General features: G+C 71.3%; 5 protein-coding genes. 3 read left to right on the plus strand and 2 right to left on the minus strand.

Annotated elements, in window-relative coordinates; translation table 11 throughout:
- Positions 1-259 precede the first annotated feature (259 nt).
- From ACWEQL_RS39355 to pknB, 3 genes are all read left to right on the plus strand, one after another.
- Entirely contained in the window at positions 260-1,705 is a 1,446-nt protein-coding gene (locus tag ACWEQL_RS39355; RefSeq protein ID WP_452155916.1) for an FtsW/RodA/SpoVE family cell cycle protein, read from the plus strand.
- Positions 1,702-3,159, plus strand: a complete 1,458-nt coding sequence (locus ACWEQL_RS39360) for a peptidoglycan D,D-transpeptidase FtsI family protein (RefSeq protein ID WP_452155908.1) — start codon at positions 1,702-1,704, stop codon at positions 3,157-3,159. Before ACWEQL_RS39355 ends, ACWEQL_RS39360 begins: the two co-directional genes overlap by 4 nt.
- A 271-nt stretch (positions 3,160-3,430) precedes the next feature.
- Positions 3,431-5,554, plus strand: coding sequence for a Stk1 family PASTA domain-containing Ser/Thr kinase (pknB, locus tag ACWEQL_RS39365; protein WP_452155910.1), 2,124 nt, complete (start codon positions 3,431-3,433; stop codon positions 5,552-5,554).
- Between the two features lie 72 nt (positions 5,555-5,626).
- Here pknB and ACWEQL_RS39370 read toward each other — a convergent pair whose 3' ends face one another.
- A complete protein-coding gene (locus ACWEQL_RS39370; RefSeq protein ID WP_452155912.1) occupies positions 5,627-6,484 on the minus strand; it encodes a class E sortase in 858 nt (285 codons plus the stop codon).
- A gap of 36 nt (positions 6,485-6,520) precedes the next feature.
- A partial coding sequence (locus tag ACWEQL_RS39375; protein WP_452155914.1) for a class E sortase occupies positions 6,521-7,308 on the minus strand: 788 nt, incomplete at its 5' end.

The following is a 7,308-nucleotide window of genomic DNA, read 5'->3' on the forward strand; positions in this document are numbered from 1 at the left end:
GCCGCGCCGTCGGCCCCCGCGACCACGCCGGGCGCCGCACCGAGCCAGAGCGCGGGCGCCCCGGCCACCGGCCAGCAGGGCGAGCTGCCCGGCCTGACCGAGGAGGAGCGCAAGAAGGCCGACTCCTGCCCCAAGCCGTGACGACCAGAGACTGGCCCGTACGCGGGCCCGTCGGCCGTCAGGGAGCGGCCATCACGTGAGCACCTTCGACCTGAGCAGCGGCTCCGACAGCCGGTCCGGCGAGAGCCGCCCCGCCGGCGTGCCCGGCGACCGCGCCTCGTCCCGGCGCCGGGGCAACACCACGATCTCCCCGCAGGGCACCCCGAACCGGCGCAACACCGAGCTGGCCATGCTGGCCTTCGCGGTGCTGCTGCCGGTCCTCGCGTACGCCAACGTGGGCCTGGCGATAGACGGGTCGCTGCCGGCCGGCATGCTGGGCTACGGCCTGGGCATGGGGGCGCTCGCCCTGGTCGCGCACCTGCTGATGCGCCGCTTCGCGCCGTACGCGGACCCGCTGATGCTGCCGATCGCCACCCTGCTCAACGGGCTCGGCGTGGTGATGATCTGGCGCCTCGACAAGGCCGGGGGCCTGCTGCGGAACAACTTCCCCGCCGCCGCCAACCAGCTGATGTGGTCGGGTCTCGGCATCGCCTTCTTCCTCTGCGTGATGGTCTTCCTGAAGGACCACCGCATCCTGCAGCGCTACACGTACATCTCGATGGCGGTGGCCCTGGTGCTGCTCGCGGCGCCGGCCTTCTTCCCGGCCCGCGAGGAGGACTTCGGCGCCAAGATCTGGATCCGCTTCGGCGCGTTCTCGATCCAGCCCGGCGAGTTCGCCAAGATCATCCTGACCGTCTTCTTCGCCGGCTACCTGATGGTCAAACGGGACGCGCTGGCGCTGGCCAGCCGCCGCTTCATGGGGCTCTACCTCCCGCGCGGGCGCGACCTCGGGCCGATCATCGTGATCTGGCTGCTCAGCCTCCTGATCCTGATCTTCGAGAACGACCTCGGCTCCTCCTTCCTGTTCTTCGGCCTCTTCGTGGTGATGCTGTACGTCGCCACCGAGCGCACCAGCTGGATCGTCTTCGGCCTGCTGATGTCGATCGGCGGTGCGATCGCGGTCGCCTCGACGGCGAGCCACGTCAAGATCCGCATCGACGCCTGGCTCCACCCGATGTCCGCCTTCGACTGCGCGGCGAAGGCCGCGGAGGCCGGGGTGGTGAGGAACTGCGGCAGCGACCAGATCGGCCAGGCCCTGATGGGCATGGGCTCCGGCGGGGTCACCGGCGAGGGGCTCGGCCAGGGCCGCTCCTGGCTGATCGGCTTCGCCGCCAAGAGCGACTTCATCCTCGGCTCGTTCGGCGAGGAACTCGGTCTCTGCGGCCTGATGGCGATCTTCATGCTGTACGGCCTGCTGGTCCAGCGCGGCCTGCGCACCGCCGTCGCCGCCCGCGACCCCTTCGGCAAGCTGTTCGCCGTCGGCCTCTCCTCGGCCCTGGCCCTCCAGGTCTTCGTGGTCGCCGGCGGCGTCACCGGCCTGATCCCGCTGACCGGTATGACCATGCCGTTCATGGCCCAGGGCGGATCCTCGGTGGTCGCCAACTGGGCGCTGATCGCCATCCTGCTGAAGATCAGCGACAGCGCCCGCCGACCGGGGGCCGAACCCGCCCCGGCCACCGAGAACCAGGGGGGACCCGACCGATGAACAAGCCGATCCGCAGGGTCTCCATCTTCTGCCTGGTCCTGATCCTCGCCCTGATGGTGCGCACCAACTGGGTCCAGGGCGTCCAGGCCGAGTCCTGGGCGAGCAACAAGTACAACAAGCGCGAGACCTTCGACCGCTACGCCTACCCGCGCGGCAACATCATCGTCGGCGGCGAACGGGTCACCAACTCCGACTTCGTCAACGGCCTGCGCTTCAAGTACAAGCGCTCCTGGGTCGACGGCCCGATGTACGCCCCGGTCACCGGCTACTCCTCGCAGTCCTTCGGCAGCAGCCAACTGGAGTCCCTGCACGACGGCGTCCTGGCCGGCACCGACGACCGGCTGTTCTTCCGCAACACCCTGGACATGCTCACCGGGGAGCAGAAGCGCGGCGGCGACGTCGTCACCACCATCGACGCCAAGGTCCAGAAGGCCGCGTACGAGGGCCTGGGCAACAAGAAGGGCGCCGTGGTCGCGCTCGACCCGCGCACCGGCGCCATCCTTGCCCTGGTCTCCACGCCGTCCTACGACCCCGGCACCTTCGCCGGCAGCGAGGGCGGCGACCAGAAGGCCTGGGCCGGCCTCCAGGCCGACCCGAACAAGCCGCTGCTCAACCGCGCGCTCCGGCAGACCTACCCGCCGGGCTCGACGTTCAAGCTGGTCACCGCCGCCGCCGCGTTCGAGAACGGCCTCTACAAGAACGTCGACGACGTGACCGAGACGCCGGAGCCGTACATCCTGCCCGGCACCAGCTTCGAGCTGAAGAACGAGAGCCCGAACGAGCAGTGCAAGAACGCCACCCTCAAGTCGGGCATGGACCAGTCCTGCAACACCGTGTACGGCAAGATCGGCGCCGACCTGGGCAAGGACAAGATGCGTGAGCAGGCCGAGAAGTTCGGGTTCAACAAGACCGTGAACATCCCGATCCGCGCCGAGAACAGCGTCTACCCGGCCAACTCCACCAAGGACGGCACCGCGCTCGACGCGATCGGCCAGCACGACACCCGCGCCACCCCGCTGCAGGTCGCCATGGTCTCCGCCGCGATCGCCAACAACGGCAACCTGATGGAGCCCTACCTGGTCGCCGAGGAGCGTTCGGCCTCGCTGACCACCATCTCCAAGCACAGCGAGAAGCAGTTCTCCCAGCCGATCAGCCCGGCCACCGCGCAGAAGCTCCAGGAGATGATGGTCTCCGTGGTCGAGCACGGTACCGGCACCAAGGCCCAGATCCCCGGCCTGACCGTCGGCGGCAAGACCGGCACCGCCCAGCACGGCGAGAACAACTCCGGACTGCCGTACGCCTGGTTCACCTCCTACGCCAAGGCCTCCGACGGCCGGATGGTCGCGGTCGCGGTGGTGGTCGAGGACGGCTCCGACAAGCGCGACGGCATCAGCGGCGGCCGGCTGGCCGCGCCGATCGCCAAGTCGGTGATGCAGGCGGCCCTGGGCCAGTGACGGCCGGGTTCCCCGGCGCGGCAAGTGCGGCGAATGTCACGATCGGCACCCCTGTCCGGATACCGGTCTGATATCGGCCGGCGGCCGACTCCGGTCCCGCGCGGTGCGACCGGTAGCGTATCCGCAAGCAGCGGGTGTGCCCGTTGCCCGTCCACGGTCGTCCGTGGGTCCCGGCCGCGAGAACCGACGGCGGCCGGGGCGGCGTCACACACAGCGTGCGGGGACACCTACGTCACAACCTCACCGGCCGGTGAGGGAGAGGGTCGGAACTATGGAAGAGCCTCGTCGCCTAGGCGGCAGGTACGAGCTCGGCGGCGTCCTCGGACGCGGCGGCATGGCCGAGGTGTACCTCGCCCATGACACCCGGCTCGGCCGTTCCGTCGCAGTGAAGACGCTCCGGGCCGACATGGCCCGCGATCCGTCCTTCCAGGCCCGCTTCCGCCGGGAGGCGCAGTCCGCCGCCTCGCTGAACCACCCCGCGATCGTCGCCGTGTACGACACCGGCGAGGACTACATCGACGGCATCTCCATCCCGTACATCGTGATGGAGTACGTCGAGGGGTCGACGCTGCGCGAGCTGCTGCACTCCGGGCGCCGGCTGCTGCCCGAGCGGGCGCTGGAGATGACCATCGGCATCCTCCAGGCGCTGGAGTACTCGCACCGGGCCGGCATCGTCCACCGCGACATCAAGCCCGCCAACGTGATGCTGACCCGGCAGGGCAACGTCAAGGTGATGGACTTCGGCATCGCCCGCGCGATGGGCGACGCCGGGATGACCATGACGCAGACCTCGGCCGTCATCGGCACCGCCCAGTACCTCTCCCCCGAGCAGGCCAAGGGCGAGACCGTCGACGCCCGCTCGGACCTCTACTCCACCGGCTGCCTGCTGTACGAGCTGCTGACCGTGCGCCCGCCGTTCGTCGGCGACTCGCCGGTCGCGGTGGCCTACCAGCACGTCCGGGAGGAGGCCCAGCCGCCGTCCGCCTTCGACCCCGAGGTGCGTCCCGAGGTCGACGCGATCGTGCTGAAGGCGCTGGCCAAGGAGCGGGACCACCGCTACCAGAGCGCCGACGAGATGCGCGACGACATCGAGCGCTTCCTGGACGGCCTGCCGGTCGCCGCCGCCCAGCAGGCCGCCTACGGCATGGGCGCGGCCGGGTACGGCTACGACCAGAACGGCTACCCGCAGCAGCACGACCCGTACGGCGCGACCAACGTGCTGCCGCAGCAGCCGGCCGGCGTCGGCGGACCCACCACGGTGCTGCCGCAGGTCGGCGCCCAGCCGGGCTACGGCCCGCAGGGCGGCTACCAGGACGACGGCTACGGCCAGACCCACGCGGGCGGCCCCGGCGGCAACGACGGGTACGACGACGGCTACGGCGGCCGTGCCGGGCGCCGCGGCGAGGGGCCGCCGAAGAAGAGCAACACCTCCTGGATCGTGCTGGCGGTCGCCGCCGTGCTGGTCCTGGTCGGCACCTTCTTCGTGGCACAGGCGATGTTCAACAACGGCGGCGGCGGCGACAAGAAGGGCGGCACCAAGATCACCGCCCCCAACCTGGTCGGCAAGAGCCTCGCGGAGGCCAAGACCACGGCCGCCGCGGCCGGGTCCAAGCTGGTGGTCACCGAGGGCGAGAAGGTCGCCTGCCCGGACGCCGCCATCAAGAAGGACCAGGTCTGCAACCAGGACCCGGCGGTCGGCAGCCCGGTGGCCGAGGCCGGCACCATCACCGTGCGGCTCTCCTCCGGCCCGGCCAAGGCCACCATGCCGACCGTGACCGGCAAGACCAAGGAGGCCGCCCTCAAGGCGCTCGCCGAGGCCGGCTTCACCAACGTGGCGCAGCCGGAGTACAAGGACGACGACAACGCCCCGCAGGATCAGGTCATCGGGCAGGACCCGGCGGCCGGCGCCCCCGCCGACCCGCAGCAGCAGGTCAAGCTGACGATCTCGCAGGGCAAGTCGAAGGTCACCGTCCCCGGCGTGGTCGGCAAGACCAAGGACGAGGCGCAGTCGCAGCTGGAGACCCTCGGCCTGCAGGTCGACTCCTCCAGGACCACCCCGGCCACCGACCCGTCCAAGGTCGGCACGGTCGCCAGCCAGTCGGCCCCGGCCAACAGCAAGGTCGCGCCGAACACCAAGATCGTCCTGACGATCTACAAGGCGGCCGAGAAGCCCGTCGTCCCGCCGCTGCAGAACGTGACCCTCAAGGAGGCCGCGAAGCAGCTCAAGGACATGGGGCTGAACTACACCGTGATGTTCGGCCCGCAGGACCCGAACGCCATCGTGATCAACTCGCTGCCGCCGGCCGGCACCACCATGGAGACCGGCCAGTCGGTCACCCTGACGACCCGCCCGGCGGACAAGCCGGACCCGTCGCCCAGCCGCGGCAACAACTAGGCCCGCAGAAGCCGGAGGGGCCGTCCGCACCGTGGTGGTGCGGACGGCCCCTCCGTCGTCCCGCCCGCGGGATCAGCCCCGCAGCTCGGGCGGGGGAGTGCGGCGCGCGTCCACCGGGTCGACCCGCACCAGGCTGCCCCAGACCGCCATCCGGTACCGCGAGGTGTAGACGGGGGTGCAGGTGGTCAGCGTGATGTAGCGGCCCGGGGCGGTGTAGCCGGAGCCCTTGGGGACCGGGGCGACCACGCCGGTGTCGTACTTGGAGGTCTCCGCCAGGGTGCTGTCGACCCGGTAGACGTACCACTTGTCCCTGGTCTCCACCACGATCGCGTCGCCCTTGCCGACCGCGTCCAGGTCGTGGAACTTGGCGCCGTGGCCGTCCCGGTGCGCGGCGAGTGCGAAGTTGCCGCTCTCGTCCCAGGGCATCGCCGCGCGGTACGGCTGCTCGTACACCCCGGCGACGCCCTCGGCCAGGGTGTCGGTGTCGGTGCCCATCCGGATCAGCACCTGGTAGCCCCTGCCCATCGCCGGGACGTGCAGGAAGCCGACCGCCTCCCCCGCCGCGGGCGGCCGGGCGGGCGTCCCGCCCGCGGGGGCGGCGCCGGCCGTGGGCGACGGGCCCGGGCGCGCGGGGGCGGGGGTCGGGGGGACGGCCGGGCCGGAGACGGCCCAGGACTCGCGCAGGGCGTCCGAGGCGCGGGCCGCGGAACGGTCGGCGAGGACGTCGGTCCACCAGAGCGAGTACGCCACGAAGAGCCCCAGGACCAGGCCCATGGTGATCAGCAGCTCGCCGAACACCCCGATCGCGGCCAGCAGGGCGCCCTTGACGCCCCGGTCGCGCCGGGCGGGCCCGGCGGGCCCCGGGCGGTCCGGAGCGGGCGGTGGGAAGGCCTCCTCGGCCGGTTCGGTGTCCGGGCCGGACCGCTTCAACGTGCTCGTCCCCCTCCGTGGCCGCCAGGGCCGGTGTCAGCCGGCCTTGAGCGCGTCGGGCTTGCCCTGGCTGCGCGGCCGTTCCTCGGACAGTTTGCCAAAGACGATCAACCGGTACTTGGAGCTGAACTCCGGGGTGCAGGTGGTCAGCGTGATGTAGCGGCCGGGGCCGGAGTACCCGGCGCCCTTGGGGACCTTCTGGATCACGCTCACGTTCGACGGCGGGGTCTCCGGGATGCCGCCGGTCACCTCGTAGGTGAAGTACGCGGTCGCGGTCTCCACCACGATCTTGTCGCCCTTGGCCAGGTGGTTGATCCGCCGGAACGGCTCGCCGTGGGTGTTGCGGTGCGCGGCGAGCGCGAAGTTGCCCTCCTTGTCGGCGGGCATCCCGGTGCCGGCGTAGTGCCCCACCAGGCCCTTGTCGAGCACCTTGTCCTTGGAGGTGCCCTCGGCGATCGGGAACTTCTCCCCCAGCTTGGGCAGGTGGATGATCGCGAAGCCCTTGCCCGGCTCGAAGGTCTCCGGCTTGTTCGGGTCCTGGCCCGGCTGCCCGTTCGCCCCGGTCTGCGGCCCGGCGTCGAACTGCTGCTCCAGCTGGTCGCGCGCGCCGTCCGCGGCGTCCATCGCCTGCACGTTGGTCCACCACAGCTGGTACGAGACGAACAGCAGCATCACCACGCCGAGCGTGATGCACAGCTCGCCGACCGAGCGCGCGGCCACCACGACGGGCGACTCCTTGGGCCGTCCCCGGCCGGCCCGGCCGCCCCCGCGGCGGCCAGATCGTCGGCACCCTCGACTACGCGGCCCCCGAGCAGATCTCCGGC

The organism is Kitasatospora sp. NPDC004240 (assembly GCF_053603215.1).

Coding starts and splice junctions, on each gene's coding strand:
- ACWEQL_RS39360 (WP_452155908.1), top strand. CDS start 1,702: ATGAACAAGCCGATCCGCAGGGTCTCCATCTTCTGCCTGGTCCTGATC.
- pknB (WP_452155910.1), top strand. CDS start 3,431: ATGGAAGAGCCTCGTCGCCTAGGCGGCAGGTACGAGCTCGGCGGCGTC.